We start from the raw sequence: 14,127 nt of genomic DNA on the forward strand, positions 1-14,127 counted from the left end.
TCCTGGATTCAACCAGGTTCACGGCGGACCGGCGCAGGGACCGTGTCAGCGGGGGTTCTGCGCGGCGGGGGAGGTGGTGGGGGCGGACGTGGCGTCGGGGACGGGCGCGGCGAGCAGGCCGGCGCCGGTGGCCTCGGGAGGGGTGGTCCAGGAGGTCAGGGCGACCGGAGGGTTCGTACCGAGCGGGCGTATCAGAGGGGACATGGCCGCCGCGCCGGCCACCATGGGGGCGGTGAGCCGATGCAGGGCCGTCTGCTCGGTGCGGCCGGAGTCCGGGGAGGGCAGTCCGGGCAGCAGCGGGGCGGACACCTCGGTCGGCGCCGCCGGGGTGCCGAGGAGCTGGCCGCCCTGGGCGAGCAGCGGTCCGGTGGCCCGGCGGCGCTGGCTCTCGGGCGGTGTGGCCGAGCCCGGGGTGCGGGCCGGTGTCACATTGCTCCCGCCGGACTGGCCGCGGGCGTCCGCGGCGGTGTCGATCGCCACACCGGCGTTCATCCCGCCCAGGGCGATCGCGGCCAGCGACACCGCGCCGGCGGCGACGAAGGCGAACCGCAGACTCCGCGAGCGCTCGGTGTCGTGCCGCTCGCCGCCACGGCCGACGGGGTGGACGCGGAAGCCTCGGTCGTGGGCGGGCGGAAGGACCGGGCCGTGCTCGCGCCCGGGCACGTAGCCGAACGAGAAGGGCTGGTCCCTTCTCACCCCGAAGACTCCGTCACCGAACCCTCCCCCGCCCAGCGGCGTGCCGCCGCCGTCCGGGTCACCTCCTCCGGGGAGCCCCTGGAGACGGGCCAGGAAGCTCTCGGAGGGGGCGGGCGGCGCGACTTCCGCGAAGACGTTCTTCAGCCGACGCTGGGCGTCGACCTCGGCCTTGCACTTCGGACAGGTCGCCACATGGGCCAGCACGCGCTCGCGCGTGTCATGACCGAGCTCGCCGTCCACGAGGGCGGAGAGCCGGTCTCCCAGATGCTGCTCTGCGAGGAGCCCCTCGCCGGGATTGCGTCGAGTCCCACTCACGCGGTCGCGCCCCCTCCTCCCAGAGCGGGCACCCGCGCCGCGAAGGAGCGGCGCTCGGCCCGCGCCTTCGGCGAGCGGTGCGCAAGGGCCTTGCGCAGCTGCGAACGGCCGCGGTGGATGCGCGAGCGGACGGTGCCCAGCTTGACGCCCAGGGTGGCGGCGATCTCCTCGTACGACAGTCCTTCGATGTCGCACAGGACGACCGCGGCGCGGAACTCGGGCGCGAGGGTGTCGAGGGCCTGCTGGACGTCCGCGTCGAAGTGGGCGTCGTTGAAGACCTGCTGCGGGGTGGGCTCCTTGCTGGCCAGTCGCTCGGCCGCGTCCTCGCCGAGCGCGTCGAAGCGGATGCGCTGCTTGCGGCGGACCATGTCCAGGAACAGGTTGGTGGTGATGCGGTGCAGCCAGCCCTCGAAGGTGCCGGGCGTGTAGGTCGACAGGGAGCGGAAGACACGGACGAAGACCTCCTGGGTGAGGTCCTCCGCGTCGTGCTGGTTGCCGGTGAGACGGTAGGCGAGCCGGTAGACCCGGCCGCTGTGCATGCTGACGATCTCCTCCCAGGTGGGCGGAGTCCACGCCTGCCCGTCCGCGTCGGTGGAGAAGGTCGCGGTCTGGGCCTGCCCGGCGGCGAAGCCAGTGGCGGGACTGTGGTCAGCAGCGGTGTCGTTCACGGATTTCGGCCTGGCCGCCGATCCGAGGAAGCGCCGCAGCACTCCTCCCCGATCCACGGGCGCAGCCGCACCTCCCCTGTCGGCTCTGGTGGTGTCCAGTGGAGCCCCTACCATAGCCACCTCGCCCGTTAGCTCCGGATAAGCGGTTTTACGAGAATTTGATCTGGGCTGGCACGGCTCATACGGCTGCGTCAGCACTTGCTCGGACTCTCGCCCCTCGTCGTGATCCAACTGTGTCCCCCGGTCCTCGTTCCCACCCCTACAAACGACCGGTCCCATCTGCGGGTTCCCGGCGGCAACGGATACAGTCACGCCCAGGCAACCACGGGGACAGGAGAGGGTCATTACCGGCAACCGGCAGGCAAGCTGGGCGTTCGCCGACGCCTATGCCGCCGAGGACGACGCGCTGCGCTGGGCCCGCGACCGGGCCCGTGAGGCAGGGCTGCGCTCGGTGTCGCCCAGCACGGGCGCCGCGCTGCGGTTGCTGGCCGCCACCGTCGACGCGAAGGCGGTCGCGGAGATCGGTACCGGTACCGGCGTCTCCGGGATCCACCTGCTGCACGGGATGCGCCCCGACGGAGTGCTGACCACCGTCGACCCGGAGCCCGAACACCAGCAGTTCGCCCGGCAGGCCTTTCGCGCCTGCGGCTTCGCCAGCAACCGGGCCCGTTTCATCCCCGGCCGCGCGCTCGACGTCCTGCCCCGCCTCGCGGACGCGGGCTACGACCTCGTCTTCTGCGACGGCGACCGGCTGGAGTTCCTGGACTATCTCGCTGAATCGTTGCGCCTGCTGCGCCCGGGCGGCCTCGTCGTCTTCGAGGGCGTCTTCGCCAACGGCCGCACGGTCGACTCCGGCCCGCAGCCCACGGAGGTCATACGGATCCGGGAGCTGCTGCGGGCGGTGCGCGAGAGCCAGGAACTGGTGCCGTCCCTGCTGCCGGTGGGGGACGGGCTGCTGTGCGCGGTCAAACGGTGACCACTGGGCCGTACGGGCGACACCGCGTCCCTTCGCCGTAGGGCGGGGTCACGGGCCGGCGCCGCTGGGCCGGGCCGCAGGGCGACGCCGTGGGGCGGCGCCGGGAGGGAGCCGTGCGGCAAACAGCCGCCCCGGCACCCTGAGGGATGCCGGGGCGACCGAAAGGGTATGGTCGCTTGCGCGTCAGCCGACGACCTTCTTGAGAGCGTCGCCGAGCGCGTCGGCCTCGTCAGGGGTCAACTCGACGACGAGCCGACCGCCGCCTTCGAGCGGAACGCGCATGACGATGCCCCGCCCCTCCTTGGTCACCTCGAGCGGGCCATCGCCCGTCCGCGGCTTCATGGCCGCCATGCTCGTTCCCCTTCCTGAAACCAGCTCACGTGAAAGCCGACGGCCCTGGCAGGGCACGCGCGGTCCAGCGTGGGACACGCGACACCGGCATCGAACACATTGCTTCCAAGCCATTATCCCGCATCTCAGGACCCGATGACCAACATCAGTAGGCATCGCTTGGGCAACGCGCGCGAGCAAAACCACTCAATTCGGCGATGTGGCTGCGATACTGCGCCGCCGCACAGACAGACGCGGTCCGTAAACCGGGGCGAATTCTTTGACGCAGCTCACACGCCGCGTCCGGTCCCCGGACGATGATCTCCGCCATGCTGTCCTTCGTACACCGGCGTACCGACCAGTAGGACGCCGGGGAGCCGCCACACGGAGGGGATACGCCATGGCCGACACCGTGCTCTACGAGGTGAGCGACGGGCTCGCGACGATCACTCTGAACCGCCCGGAGGCGATGAACGCGCTGAACGTCGCGACCAAGGTCGCCCTGCGGGACGCGGCACGCGCGGCGGCCGAGGACACCGGCGTACGGGCGGTGCTGCTGACCGCCGCCGGGGACCGGGCCTTCTGCGTCGGCCAGGACCTCAAGGAGCACATCGGGCTGCTGGCGGAGGGCTCGGGGCAGGTCATGAGCACGGTCAAGGAGCACTACAACCCGGTCGTGCGGGCGCTGACGGAGGCCCCGAAGCCGGTGGTCGCCGCCGTGAACGGGGTCGCCGCGGGGGCCGGCTTCGGCTTCGCGCTGGCCGCCGACTACCGCGTCGTGGCCGACACGGCGTCCTTCAACACGTCGTTCGCCGGTGTCGCGCTGACCGCCGACTCGGGCATCTCCTGGACCCTGCCCCGGGTGATCGGCCCCGGTCGGGCCGCCGATCTGCTGCTCTTCCCGCGCAGCATCACGGCTCAGGAGGCGTACGAGCTGGGGATCGCCAACCGGGTCGTGCCCTCGGCGGAGCTGCGCGGTGAGGCCGAGAAGGTGGCACGGGCGCTGGCCGAGGGGCCGACGGTGGCGTACGCGGCGATCAAGGAGGCCGTGGCCTTCGGGCTCTCGCACTCGCTGGCCGAGACCCTGGAGAAGGAGGACGAGCTGCAGACCCGGGCGGGCGCGTCGGAGGACCACACCATCGCTGTGCGGGCCTTCGTCAACAAGGAGAAGCCGAAGTACCTGGGCCGCTGAGTTCGGGTGCGGGGGGCGGCCGCGCCCGCGGCGGAGCCGCCCGTCGGTGAAGCCCCGCCGTCCGGTCGACACGGCCCCGCCCCCCTGTCGGTACGGCCCCACGCCCCTCAGGGGGCGCTTCTGCTCACGCAGGTGGCCAGGTGGTCGTCCACCAGCCCGCACGCCTGCATCAGCGCGTACGCCGTCGTGGGGCCCACGAACCGCAGTCCCCGCTTCTTCAGGGCCTTGGACAGGGCCGTCGACTCGTCCGTCACGGCCGGGACGTCGGCCAGGGTCTCGGGCACCGGGCGGCCGGACGGGTCCGGGGCGTGGGACCAGATGAGCTCGTCCAGCTCGCCCGGGGCCCACTCGGCCAGCACGCGTGCGTTGGCGAGGGTGGCGTCGATCTTGGCGCGGTTGCGGATGATGCCCGCGTCGGCGAGGAGGCGCTCGCGGTCCTCGTCGGTGAAGACGGCGACCGAGGCGATCTTGAAGTCGGCGAAGGCGGAGCGGAAGCCCGGGCGGCGGCGCAGGATCGTGATCCAGGACAGGCCGGACTGGAAGGCCTCCAGGCTGAGGCGCTCGAAGAGCGCGTCGTCGCCGTGGACCGGGCGACCCCACTCCTCGTCGTGGTAGGTCACGTAGTCCGCGGTGGACAGCGCCCACGGGCAGCGCAGCGCGCCGTCCGGACCGGCGAGGGCGGTGCCGGCACTCACCGCTGGTCCTCCGGGTCGGGCTTCTCGAACGAGACGTGGGGCCGGGGCGCGGTCCGGGCGCCCGCCAGGGCGGACTCCAGGTCGGCGATCCGGGCGTCGCGCTCGGCGAGTTCGGCCGCGAGGCGGTTCAGGGCGTCGTCGACGTCCGCCATGCGGTAGCCGCGCGCGGCGAGCGGGAAGCGGAGGTGGTCGATGTCGGAGCGGTCGACCGGGCGGTCCGGGGGCAGCGGGTCGTGCAGCCGCTGCGGCACCGCCTCGGGCAGCGGGCCGGTGCCCTCGCCGCCGCCCACCACGGCGAGTGTCACCGCGGCGACCACGACGGCGAGCGCGATGACCAGGAACAGGAACATAACCATCGGTGGGTCTCCACGCTCGGTGTGCTCGATCTCGAATGTGTCCGGGTCCGATCGTGCCATGCGGGTCCGGCGGTTAGGGTCACAGGCGGCGGATGTGCAGGACGTACCAGGAGAGGTCACAGGCGATGCTCAGGCTGGGCAGGCGTGAATTCGGGGCCCACGAGCCGGTGATCATGGCGATCGTGAACCGGACCCCTGACTCCTTCTACGACCAGGGCGCGACGTTCCGCGACGAGCCTGCGCTCGCGCGCGTGGAGCAGGCGGTGTCGGAGGGTGCCGCCATCGTGGACATCGGCGGGGTGAAGGCCGGGCCGGGCGAGGAGGTCACCGCCGAGGAGGAGGCGCGGCGGACGGTCGGGTTCGTGGCCGAGGTACGGCGGCGGTTCCCGGACGTGATCATCAGCGTGGACACCTGGCGGGCGGAGGTCGGGGAGGCGGTCTGCGAGGCGGGGGCGGATCTGCTGAACGACGCGTGGGGCGGGGTGGACCCCGGGCTCGCGGAGGTGGCCGCGCGGTACCGGGTGGGGCTGGTGTGCACGCACGCGGGGGGCTCGGAGCCCCGGACGCGGCCGCATCGGGTGACGTACGACGACGTCATGGCCGACATTCTGCGGGTGACCGTGGGGCTGGCGGAGCGGGCCGCGGAGCTGGGGGTGCCGAGGGAGTCGATCCTGATCGACCCCGGGCACGACTTCGCGAAGAACACGCGGCACAGTCTGGAGGCGACGCGGCGGCTGCCGGAGATGGTGGAGACCGGCTGGCCGGTGCTGGTGTCGTTGTCCAACAAGGACTTCGTCGGGGAGACGCTGGACCGGCCGGTGAAGGAGCGGGTGCTGGGCACGCTGGCGACGACCGCGGTGTCGGCGTGGCTGGGGGCGCAGGTGTACCGGGTGCACGAGGTGGCGGAGACGCGGCAGGTCCTGGACATGGTGGCGTCGATCGCCGGTCACCGTCCCCCGGCGGTGGCCCGCAGAGGCCTGGCCTGACCCACTCCCCCGCCCCCGCGGCCCTTCCGCTGCCCGCCGCCGGGGGCTCCGCCCCTCCACCCCCGTGAGACGGGTGGCGGGTGGGCGAAGGCGGAGCCGCCGGACGGGTGGGTCAGCGGGCGGCCTCCTTGGAGACCAGGGCCACCGCTTCGTCCACGTCGTCCGTGACGTGGAAGAGCAGGAGGTCCTTCTCGGCTGCCTTGCCCTGCGCCACGAGGGTGTTCTTGAGCCAGTCGATCAGGCCGCCCCAGTACTCCGTGCCGAAGAGGACGATGGGGAAGCGGGTGACCTTCTGGGTCTGGACGAGGGTGAGCGCCTCGAAGAGTTCGTCCAGGGTGCCGAGGCCGCCGGGCAGGACCACGAAGCCCTGCGCGTACTTCACGAACATCATCTTGCGGACGAAGAAGTACCGGAAGTTGAGACCGATGTCGACGTAGGGGTTGAGCCCCTGCTCGAAGGGGAGCTCGATGCCGAGGCCGACCGAGGTGCCGCCCGCCTCGCAGGCGCCCTTGTTCGCCGCCTCCATCGCGCCCGGGCCGCCTCCCGTGATCACCGCCCAGCCGGCGTCGACCAGACCTCGCCCCAGGCGGACGCCCGCCTCGTACTCGGGTGAGTCGACCGGTGTGCGGGCGGAGCCGAACACGCTGATGGCCGGGGGGAGTTCGGCGAGGGTGCCGAAGCCTTCGATGAACTCGGACTGGATGCGCAGCACCCTCCAGGGGTCGGTGTGGACCCAGTCCGACGGGCCGCCGGCGTCCAGCAGCCGCTGGTCGGTCGTGCTCGCGGTGACCTGGCCGCGCCTCCGGAGGACCGGTCCCAGGCGCTGTTCCTCCGGCGGCTGCTTCTTGCCCTCGGGGTTGCCTGTACCCATATGAGCTCCCTCCGTGATCGGGGCCTCCCCGGCCCGGGCGAAGCCGGAAGCCGGGGAGGGTGGTTCGTACCTCAGCGTAGGTCTACGCGGGTTACGCGCGGGGGACGTCGGCGTGTCCGCCTCGCAGCGCCGCCGGCCCCGAGGGCCCTCTCATGCCGTCAGCCAGGCCCGCAGGCGCTCCTCCCCCGCCAGAACCTTTGCCGTCTCGACCCGTTCGTCCCGCCGGTGCGCCAAGTGCGGGTTGCCGGGACCGTAGTTGACCGCGGGGACGCCCAGCGACGAGAAGCGACTCACGTCCGTCCAGCCGTACTTGGGCTGCGGGGTGCCGCCCACCGCCTCGATGAAGGCGGCGGCGGCCGGGTGGGAGAGGCCGGGCAGGGCTCCCGGGCTGTGGTCGTCCACCACGAACTCGGCGACCCCGCAGTCCGCGAAGACCTCCCTGACGTGCGCGATCGCCTCGTCCTCGGTGCGGTCCGGCGCGTACCGGAAGTTGACCGTGACCACGCACTCGTCGGGGATCACGTTGCCGGCCACCCCGCCGCTGATGCCCACCGCGTTCAGGCCCTCGCGGTACTCCAGGCCGTCGATGACCGGCCGGCGCGGCGTGTACTCGGCCAGGCGGGCCAGCACGGGGGCCGCCGCGTGGATCGCGTTCGAGCCCATCCAGCCGCGGGCCGAGTGCGCCCGCTCGCCCTTCGTCCTCAGCAGCACCCGCAGGGTTCCCTGGCAGCCGCCCTCGACCTGGCCGTCGGACGGCTCCAGCAGGACCGCGAAGTCGCCCGCGAGCCAGTCCGGGTGGGCCTCGGCGACGTGCTTGAGGCCGTTGAGGTCGGCGGCGACCTCCTCGTTGTCGTAGAAGACGAAGGTCAGGTCGCGGTTGGGGGCCGGGACCGTCGCCGCGATGCGCAGTTGCACCGCCACCCCGGCCTTCATGTCGCAGGTGCCGCAGCCCCACAGGACGCCGTCCTCGTCCAGGCGCGAGGGGACGTTGCCAGCGATCGGGACGGTGTCGATGTGGCCGGCGAGGACGACCCGCTCGGGGCGGCCGAGGTGCGTACGGGCGATCACGTTGTTGCCGTGGCGGTCCACCGTGAGATGCGGGAGCGCGCGCAGGGCGGCCTCGATCGCGTCCGCGAGGGGCTTCTCGGTGCCGCTCTCGGAGGGGAAGTCGACGAGCTGCGCGGTGAGGGCGGCGGCGTCCAGCGTGAGATCAAGAGGGGTGTCGGCCATGCGGTCGACCCTAACGCGCCAGAAGTCCGTCGCGCTTTTCACAGCCGCACGCACCTCTCTCTCCTCCGTTTCCGTACTCTCCAGTACCTTGTACGCGTGCCAGAGCCGTCTCCCTCTTCCCAGCGTCGCGGCCGCCGCCTGCTCCGTTTCGGGGCGGCCTGCGTGGTCCTGTCCGCCGTCGCGGGCTACGTCGTGGTCCAGTACGTCACCGGTGGAGCCGACGATCCCGGCTGCAGAGTCGTCTCCGGAGCGGCGGACGGGGCGACGTACGAGTTCACGCCGGAGCAGGCGGTGAACGCGGCGACGATCGCGGCCGTCGGCACCGACCGGGAGATGCCCGAGCGGGCCGTGGCCATCGCGCTGGCGACCGCGATCCAGGAGTCGGGCCTGCGCAACCTCTCCCACGGCGACCGGGACTCGCTCGGCCTGTTCCAGCAGCGGCCCTCGCAGGGCTGGGGCACCGCGAAGCAGGTCACGGACCCGGCGTACGCGGCGAGCATCTTCTACGAGCACCTCGCCAAGGTGCCGGACTACACCGAACTCCCCCTCACCGTCGCCGCGCAGCGTGTGCAGCGCAGCGGCTACCCGGAGGCGTACGCCAAGCACGAGACGGACGCCGTGCTGCTGGCCGCCGCGCTCACCGGGACCTCGGCGGCCACGCTGACCTGCGACGGACGCGTGGGCACCGCGACGGTCACGGGCCCCGCCGCGGTGCGGGCGGCCCTCGCCCGCGACTTCGGGCGGGACGCGCTGCGGGAGGCGGACGCGGAGGCCGACGACGACGGTGAGACTTCCGCCGCGGCGGACAGTGACGTTCCCGCCGCGCAGACCGACGGGCGGACCGTGACGCTGCCGGTGTCCCGGAAGACCACCGCCGCCGGGCGCGGGGTCCGGGAACGGGGCTGGCAGCTGGCGCACTGGGCGGTGGCCAACGCCTCGGCGCTGCACATCGAGCGGGTGTCGTACGCGGGCCGGGAGTGGACGGCCGGGAACACCGACAGCCGGTGGCGGGCGGCGGACGCGGGCAGCACGGAGGCCGCCGGGGCGTCGGGGTCGGCCGGGGGCACGGGCAGCGTACGGATCGTGACCGGGCAGTAGTACGGGCCATCACCTGGCCGGGTGATGCCCGGGGGTGTTCCGCCGGCCGGGTGCGCGGGTTTTCGCGCAGTCGCCCCCGGGTCCGGCGGAGGCCTTGGGAACAAAGGGCTCCGGCGGTTCGGCGGACTGTCACACCGGACGGGATTCGCCCGATTTCCGCCCCAGCCGATAATGCGACGCATTGCCAACTCTTTACGGCGGGCGTCCGCAACCTTCGCGGGCTTCGAGCGGTAGTCACTGCGTTCTCTGTTCTCTCCCGTCGAAGGAGCATCATGTCCCTCCCCCTGACCCGCAGGATCGCCCGTGCCGCACTGCTCGTCGCTGCGGGAGCGGCCGCCGGGGTCGGTGCGGCCGGCTCCGCGAGCGCTGCCCCCTCCGCCCTGCCCGCCACCCCGGACCTCGGCGGGCTGACCGCCCTGGACGGCGCGAACGTCGGCACCACGGTCGACGGCGCGACGCAGAGCGCCACCGGGCTCGCGGGTGACGCCGGCGGCAAGGCCGTCAAGCAGACGGTGCCGGTCGCGGGCAAGGCCGGCGGCAAGGCCGTGAAGAAGGCGGCGCCCGCGGTGCAGAAGGCGGCCGGTCAGGCCGCCGGAACCGCCGGGGACGTCCTCGGGGACACCGCCAAGTCGGCCACGAAGGGCGGGCTGCCGACGGACGGCCTCACCAAGGGCGGGCTCGGCAAGGGCGGCCTGGGCAAGGGCGGCCTGCCGGGCGGCGGCGGCACCCTGAAGGGTCTGCCGATCGGCTGACGCCTCGGGCGCACGAGAGCGCCGGGGTCCGGGACGCCTCCTGGACCCCGGCGCTCTCGTGCGTGGTCGGGCGGCGGGAGCCTGTGCGGCAGGCGCCGCTCTCGCAGCCGGTCCTGGGGCCTGTCGTTTGGATCAGGCCGCAGGAAAGTGACGGTGCCTTCGGGCCGGCCCGAGCGGGGTCCGGTGCGTGCGTCTGCAAGGCGGAGGAGGGCGTCCACGCGGAGCGTCGGCAACCGACGACAACGCCGCTGGGGGTCCCCCCTCCGGGGGAGCGCGTGCCGGACCCCGCGTCTGCGGCGTGATCCGAACGACAGGCCCTAACCGGCCGCGAGCCGCTTCACCGCCGCGGCGACCCGCTCGTCCGTCGCCGTCAGGGCCACGCGTACGAACCGGTCGCCCGCCGTGCCGTAGAAGTCGCCCGGGGCCACGAGGATGCCGAGGTCGGCGAGGCGGTCCACGGTGTCCCAGCAGGACTCGTCCCGGGTGGCCCAGAGATAGAGGCTGGCCTCGCTGTGCTCGATGCGGAAGCCGTGGTGCACCAACGCCTCGCGCAGCAGGGTGCGGCGGGCCGCGTAGCGCTCACGCTGCTCGTGGACGTGGGTGTCGTCGCCGAGGGCCGCCACGACCGCCGCCTGGGTCGGGGCCGAGGTCATCATGCCGCCGTGCTTGCGGATCTCCAGCAGCGGGGCGAGAACCGCCGGGTCGCCGGCCACGAAGGCGGCGCGGTAGCCCGCCAGGTTCGAGCGCTTGGACAGGGAGTGGACCGCGACGACGCCCTCGTACGAGCCGCCGTTGACGTCCGGGTGCAGGACCGAGACGGGGTCGGCCTCCCAGCCCAGTTCGAGGTAGCACTCGTCGGAGAAGACCAGGACGCCGTGCTCACGGGCCCAGGCGACGATCCGCGTCAGCTCCGCCTTCGACAGGACCTTGCCGGTCGGGTTGGACGGCGAGTTCAGCCAGAGGAGCTTGAGGCCCTCCGGGCTCAGCTCCGTCGGGTCGTCGTAGACCTCGTACTCGGCGCGGGCGAGGCGGGCGCCGACCTCGTACGTGGGGTAGGCGAGGCGCGGGTACGCCACCCGGTCGCCGGGACCGAGCCCCAGCTGGGTCGGCAGCCAAGCCACGAGCTCCTTGGAGCCGACGATCGGCAGGACGTGGCGGTGGGTGACCTCGCGGGCGCCCAGACGGCGCTCCAGCCAGCCGGTGATCGCGTCGCGCAGCGCCGGGGTGCCCCAGACCGTGGGGTAGCCCGGGGAGTCCGCCGCGCCGATCAGGGCCTTCTGGATCAGTTCGGGGACCGGGTCGACCGGGGTGCCGACGGAGAGGTCGACGATGCCGTCCGGATGCGAGGCGGCCTTCTTCTTGTACGGCTCCAGCTTGTCCCAGGGGAACGTGGGCAGGCGGTCGGAGACTGCGGACACGGGTGCTGGCTCACTTTCTCGTACGTACGGCAAACGCCTCGGTCCCGTATGGCCGTCAGGGTGATCAGGCCGTACGGGACCGAGGCGGCACGATGGTGCGGGCCGCTGATGCGGTTACTCGGCCTGCGGCGGCAGCGCGGCGACGAACGGGTGGTCCCGCTCGATCAGTCCGAGCTTGCTCGCACCGCCGGGCGAGCCGAGCTCGTCGAAGAACTCGACGTTCGCCTTGTAGTAGTCCTTCCACTCCTCCGGCACGTCGTCCTCGTAGAAGATCGCCTCAACCGGGCAGACCGGCTCACAGGCACCACAGTCGACGCATTCGTCCGGGTGGATGTACAAGGACCTGGAGCCCTCGTAGATGCAGTCGACCGGGCACTCCTCGATGCACGCCTTGTCCTTCACGTCGACACAAGGCTGCGCGATGACGTAGGTCACGCTGTCGTTCCTCCTCGATAGGGCGCTGGCGGGCCTCCTCAGGCTCCGCCGCCTGGCGCGCGGGAGCGCGGCGTCGTCGATGCCCGCCCCTAGTATCTCCGTTCTTGGGCATGATCCGAACAGGAGGGGTGAACCGACCTGTGGAATTCTCGGCCTACGGACGCCTCGAGGTCCGTATCACCACTGCTGACGTGGGCAAACGCGTCTCGGTACGGCGCTTGAGCGACACGGGTGTCACGGAGGGGAAATTCACCGACACGGTGGGTGTTCTCACATCATGGGACGACGGTGTGCTGGTGATCACACGCCGGAGCGGGGAGCGCGTCCGGATCGACGCGTCCTCACTGGTCGCCGGGAAGGTCGTGCCGGCCGCCCCGGCGCGCCGCCGGGGGCCCGCCGCCGCCTACGAGGAGCTGGCCCCGGTCGCCGCGCGGGCCTGGCGGCCCGTGGAGAGCGAGCGGCTCGGCGGGTGGGAGCTGCGGGCCGCCGCCGGATACACCCGGCGCGCCAACTCCGTGCTGCCGCTCGGTGACCCGGGCGTACCGCTCGACGAGGCCCTGAGCGCCGTCCGGCGCTGGTACGGGGAGCGCGGCCTGCCCGCCTATGTGCAGACGGCGACCGGCGCCGAGGGCGCCCAGGAGCTCCTCTGCGCCGAACTGGAGCGGCGCGGATGGGTGCGCGAGGTGACCGCGGAGCTGTGGATCGGGGCGCTGGCGCCGCTGGCCGACCGGGCGGACGCTGAAGGAGTGACGCTGGCCCGGGAGGCCGACGAGGCGTGGCTGGCGCGGTATCAGCGCAAGGGGGTGAGCGAGGTGGCCCTGAAGGTGCTGGGGAGCGGACCGTCGGTGTGGTTCGCCTCCGTGCCCGACCCGTCCGGCGGTGCGCCCGCCGCCATCGGGCGGTGTGTCGTGGACGGGCGGTGGGCCGGGTTCGCCGCCGTGGAGGTCGATCCGGTACATCGGCGCAAGGGGCTCGCCACGACCGTGATGGCCGCGCTGGCCCGCCGGGCGCTGGACGAGGGCGCCTCGGCGGCCTGGCTGCAGGTGGAGGAGGACAACGCGGGGGCGCGGGCGCTGTACGCCCGGACGGGGTTCTCGGCGCACCACGCCTACCACCACTACCGGGAGCCTTCGTGAGCGCCTACGACCCCGGTGAGGTGCGGCGGCTGTTCTCCGCGGAGGCGCGGACCGAGCGGCCCGACCTGGCCATGCTGTGCCTGCTGGTGGGCGCGGCGATGGACCCGGAACTGGACGAGGCAGGGCTGGACGCCGCGCAGGCCGAGCTCGACCGGCTGGCCGGGGAGGTGCCGTACCGGCCGGGCGACGCGGAGGCGTGGGCGGAGGCGCTGCGGGAGCTGCTGGGCGGCCGGTACGGGTTCCACGGCTCCGCGCCGGACTACCAGCGGCTGGAGTCCTCCCTGCTGCATCAGGTGCTGGCGCGGCGGCGGGGGCTGCCGATCCTGCTGTCGGTGGTGTGGGTGGAGGTCGCGCGGCGGGCCGGGGCACCGGTGTACGGGGTCGCTCTGCCGGGGCACTTCGTGGTCGGGTTCGGGCCGCCCGGGGACCTCGGACGGCAGGTGCTGGTCGACCCGTTCGAAGGGGGGCGGGTGCTGACGGGGGGCGACGCGGAGCTGCTGGTGGCCGGGGCGACGGGGGCGCGGCTGGAGCCGTCGATGCTGGCCCCTGCCGAGCCGTTGGAGGTGATCGTGCGGATCCTCAACAACATCCGGTCGTGGGCGGCGGCCCGGCCGGAGCGGTCGGACGTGGGGTTGTGGGGGGTGGAGTTGTCGCTGCTGATCCCTTCGCATCCGGCCCGGTTGCGGTACGAGAAGGGCACGCTGCTCGTCCGGCGGGGTGACTTCGTCGGGGGTGCGGCCGAGTTGGAGGAGTACGCGGACCTGGTGGAAGTGGTGGACGAGGGGACCGCCGAGCGTGTGCGGCGGGAGGCGCAGGCCGCGCGAGCGATGCTGAACTGACACCGGCCGCCGGGGGACGCGGCCGGCCGGGGCCTGTCGCGAAAGTGGCGTCGTCGCCCGAAGGGCGGCCGCGCGGCGTCGTGGGGTGCCTCCCACGCCCTCAGGGCAGCCGGGCCGCGTGCCGGGCGTCGCGC

16 protein-coding genes are annotated in these 14,127 nt (G+C 73.0%); 7 read left to right on the forward strand and 9 right to left on the reverse strand.

Annotated features, from left to right (window positions below; translation table 11 throughout):
* Nucleotides 1-45: 45 nt before the first annotated feature.
* Together ACFY2L_RS15080 and sigE are read right to left on the reverse strand one after the other, a co-directional pair.
* Nucleotides 46-1,011: a zf-HC2 domain-containing protein gene (locus ACFY2L_RS15080; RefSeq protein ID WP_390822537.1), complete on the reverse strand. Its 966-nt coding sequence runs from the start codon at nt 1,009-1,011 to the stop codon at nt 46-48.
* Entirely contained in the window at nt 1,008-1,793 is a 786-nt protein-coding gene (gene sigE, locus ACFY2L_RS15085; RefSeq protein ID WP_390661194.1) for an RNA polymerase sigma factor SigE, read from the reverse strand. Before sigE ends, ACFY2L_RS15080 begins: the two co-directional genes overlap by 4 nt.
* A 163-nt stretch (nt 1,794-1,956) precedes the next feature.
* On the opposite strand from sigE, the gene ACFY2L_RS15090 reads away from it, so the two are divergent.
* Entirely contained in the window at nt 1,957-2,655 is a 699-nt protein-coding gene (locus ACFY2L_RS15090; protein ID WP_390822814.1) for an O-methyltransferase, read from the forward strand.
* A 183-nt stretch (nt 2,656-2,838) separates the two neighbouring features.
* On the opposite strand, the gene ACFY2L_RS15095 is transcribed toward ACFY2L_RS15090, so the two are convergent.
* A complete protein-coding gene (locus tag ACFY2L_RS15095) occupies nt 2,839-3,006 on the reverse strand; it encodes a DUF3117 domain-containing protein (protein WP_003966491.1) in 168 nt (55 codons plus the stop codon).
* A gap of 379 nt (nt 3,007-3,385) precedes the next feature.
* On the opposite strand from ACFY2L_RS15095, the gene ACFY2L_RS15100 reads away from it, so the two are divergent.
* Nucleotides 3,386-4,177, forward strand: a complete 792-nt coding sequence (locus ACFY2L_RS15100; protein WP_390822538.1) for an enoyl-CoA hydratase/isomerase family protein — start codon at nt 3,386-3,388, stop codon at nt 4,175-4,177.
* 107 nt (nt 4,178-4,284) lie between these two features.
* Here the strand turns inward: ACFY2L_RS15100 and ACFY2L_RS15105 are convergent, their stop codons facing one another.
* Both ACFY2L_RS15105 and ACFY2L_RS15110 read right to left on the reverse strand, forming a co-directional pair.
* On the reverse strand, nt 4,285-4,872 hold the full coding sequence (locus ACFY2L_RS15105; RefSeq protein WP_390661196.1) for a DNA-3-methyladenine glycosylase I: 588 nt from the start codon (nt 4,870-4,872) through the stop codon (nt 4,285-4,287).
* Complete coding sequence (locus ACFY2L_RS15110) at nt 4,869-5,222, reverse strand: DivIVA domain-containing protein (RefSeq protein ID WP_390661224.1); 354 nt, start codon at nt 5,220-5,222, stop codon at nt 4,869-4,871. The genes ACFY2L_RS15105 and ACFY2L_RS15110 overlap by 4 nt, the downstream gene beginning before the upstream one ends.
* Before the next feature lie 131 nt (nt 5,223-5,353).
* Between ACFY2L_RS15110 and folP the strand changes: the two genes are divergently transcribed.
* Nucleotides 5,354-6,214 carry a dihydropteroate synthase gene (gene folP / locus ACFY2L_RS15115; RefSeq protein ID WP_390822539.1) on the forward strand — a complete coding sequence of 287 codons (861 nt, stop codon included), beginning with the start codon at nt 5,354-5,356 and terminating at the stop codon, nt 6,212-6,214.
* Between the two features lie 112 nt (nt 6,215-6,326).
* Here folP and ACFY2L_RS15120 read toward each other — a convergent pair whose 3' ends face one another.
* Nucleotides 6,327-7,085, reverse strand: a complete 759-nt coding sequence (locus ACFY2L_RS15120; protein WP_390661198.1) for a TIGR00730 family Rossman fold protein — start codon at nt 7,083-7,085, stop codon at nt 6,327-6,329.
* 150 nt (nt 7,086-7,235) lie between these two features.
* On the reverse strand, nt 7,236-8,315 hold the full coding sequence (gene dapE, locus ACFY2L_RS15125; protein WP_390661199.1) for a succinyl-diaminopimelate desuccinylase: 1,080 nt from the start codon (nt 8,313-8,315) through the stop codon (nt 7,236-7,238).
* Nucleotides 8,316-8,411: 96 nt separating this feature from the next.
* Between dapE and ACFY2L_RS15130 the strand changes: the two genes are divergently transcribed.
* Nucleotides 8,412-9,413 carry a heavy metal transporter gene (locus ACFY2L_RS15130; protein ID WP_390822540.1) on the forward strand — a complete coding sequence of 334 codons (1,002 nt, stop codon included), beginning with the start codon at nt 8,412-8,414 and terminating at the stop codon, nt 9,411-9,413.
* A 272-nt stretch (nt 9,414-9,685) separates the two neighbouring features.
* On the forward strand, nt 9,686-10,165 hold the full coding sequence (locus tag ACFY2L_RS15135; protein WP_390661201.1) for an ATP-binding protein: 480 nt from the start codon (nt 9,686-9,688) through the stop codon (nt 10,163-10,165).
* A gap of 317 nt (nt 10,166-10,482) precedes the next feature.
* On the opposite strand, the gene ACFY2L_RS15140 is transcribed toward ACFY2L_RS15135, so the two are convergent.
* On the reverse strand, nt 10,483-11,583 hold the full coding sequence (locus tag ACFY2L_RS15140) for a bifunctional succinyldiaminopimelate transaminase/glutamate-prephenate aminotransferase (RefSeq protein WP_390661202.1): 1,101 nt from the start codon (nt 11,581-11,583) through the stop codon (nt 10,483-10,485).
* A gap of 114 nt (nt 11,584-11,697) precedes the next feature.
* On the reverse strand, nt 11,698-12,018 hold the full coding sequence (gene fdxA / locus ACFY2L_RS15145; protein ID WP_003998156.1) for a ferredoxin: 321 nt from the start codon (nt 12,016-12,018) through the stop codon (nt 11,698-11,700).
* 140 nt (nt 12,019-12,158) lie between these two features.
* Between fdxA and ACFY2L_RS15150 the strand changes: the two genes are divergently transcribed.
* Nucleotides 12,159-13,154 carry a GNAT family N-acetyltransferase gene (locus ACFY2L_RS15150; protein ID WP_390661225.1) on the forward strand — a complete coding sequence of 332 codons (996 nt, stop codon included), beginning with the start codon at nt 12,159-12,161 and terminating at the stop codon, nt 13,152-13,154.
* On the forward strand, nt 13,151-13,993 hold the full coding sequence (locus ACFY2L_RS15155) for a tetratricopeptide repeat protein (RefSeq protein ID WP_390822541.1): 843 nt from the start codon (nt 13,151-13,153) through the stop codon (nt 13,991-13,993). Before ACFY2L_RS15150 ends, ACFY2L_RS15155 begins: the two co-directional genes overlap by 4 nt.
* The last annotated feature ends 134 nt before the right edge of the window (nt 13,994-14,127 follow it).

Source organism: Streptomyces sp. NPDC001381, assembly GCF_042895685.1.
GTDB lineage: Bacteria > Actinomycetota > Actinomycetes > Streptomycetales > Streptomycetaceae > Streptomyces.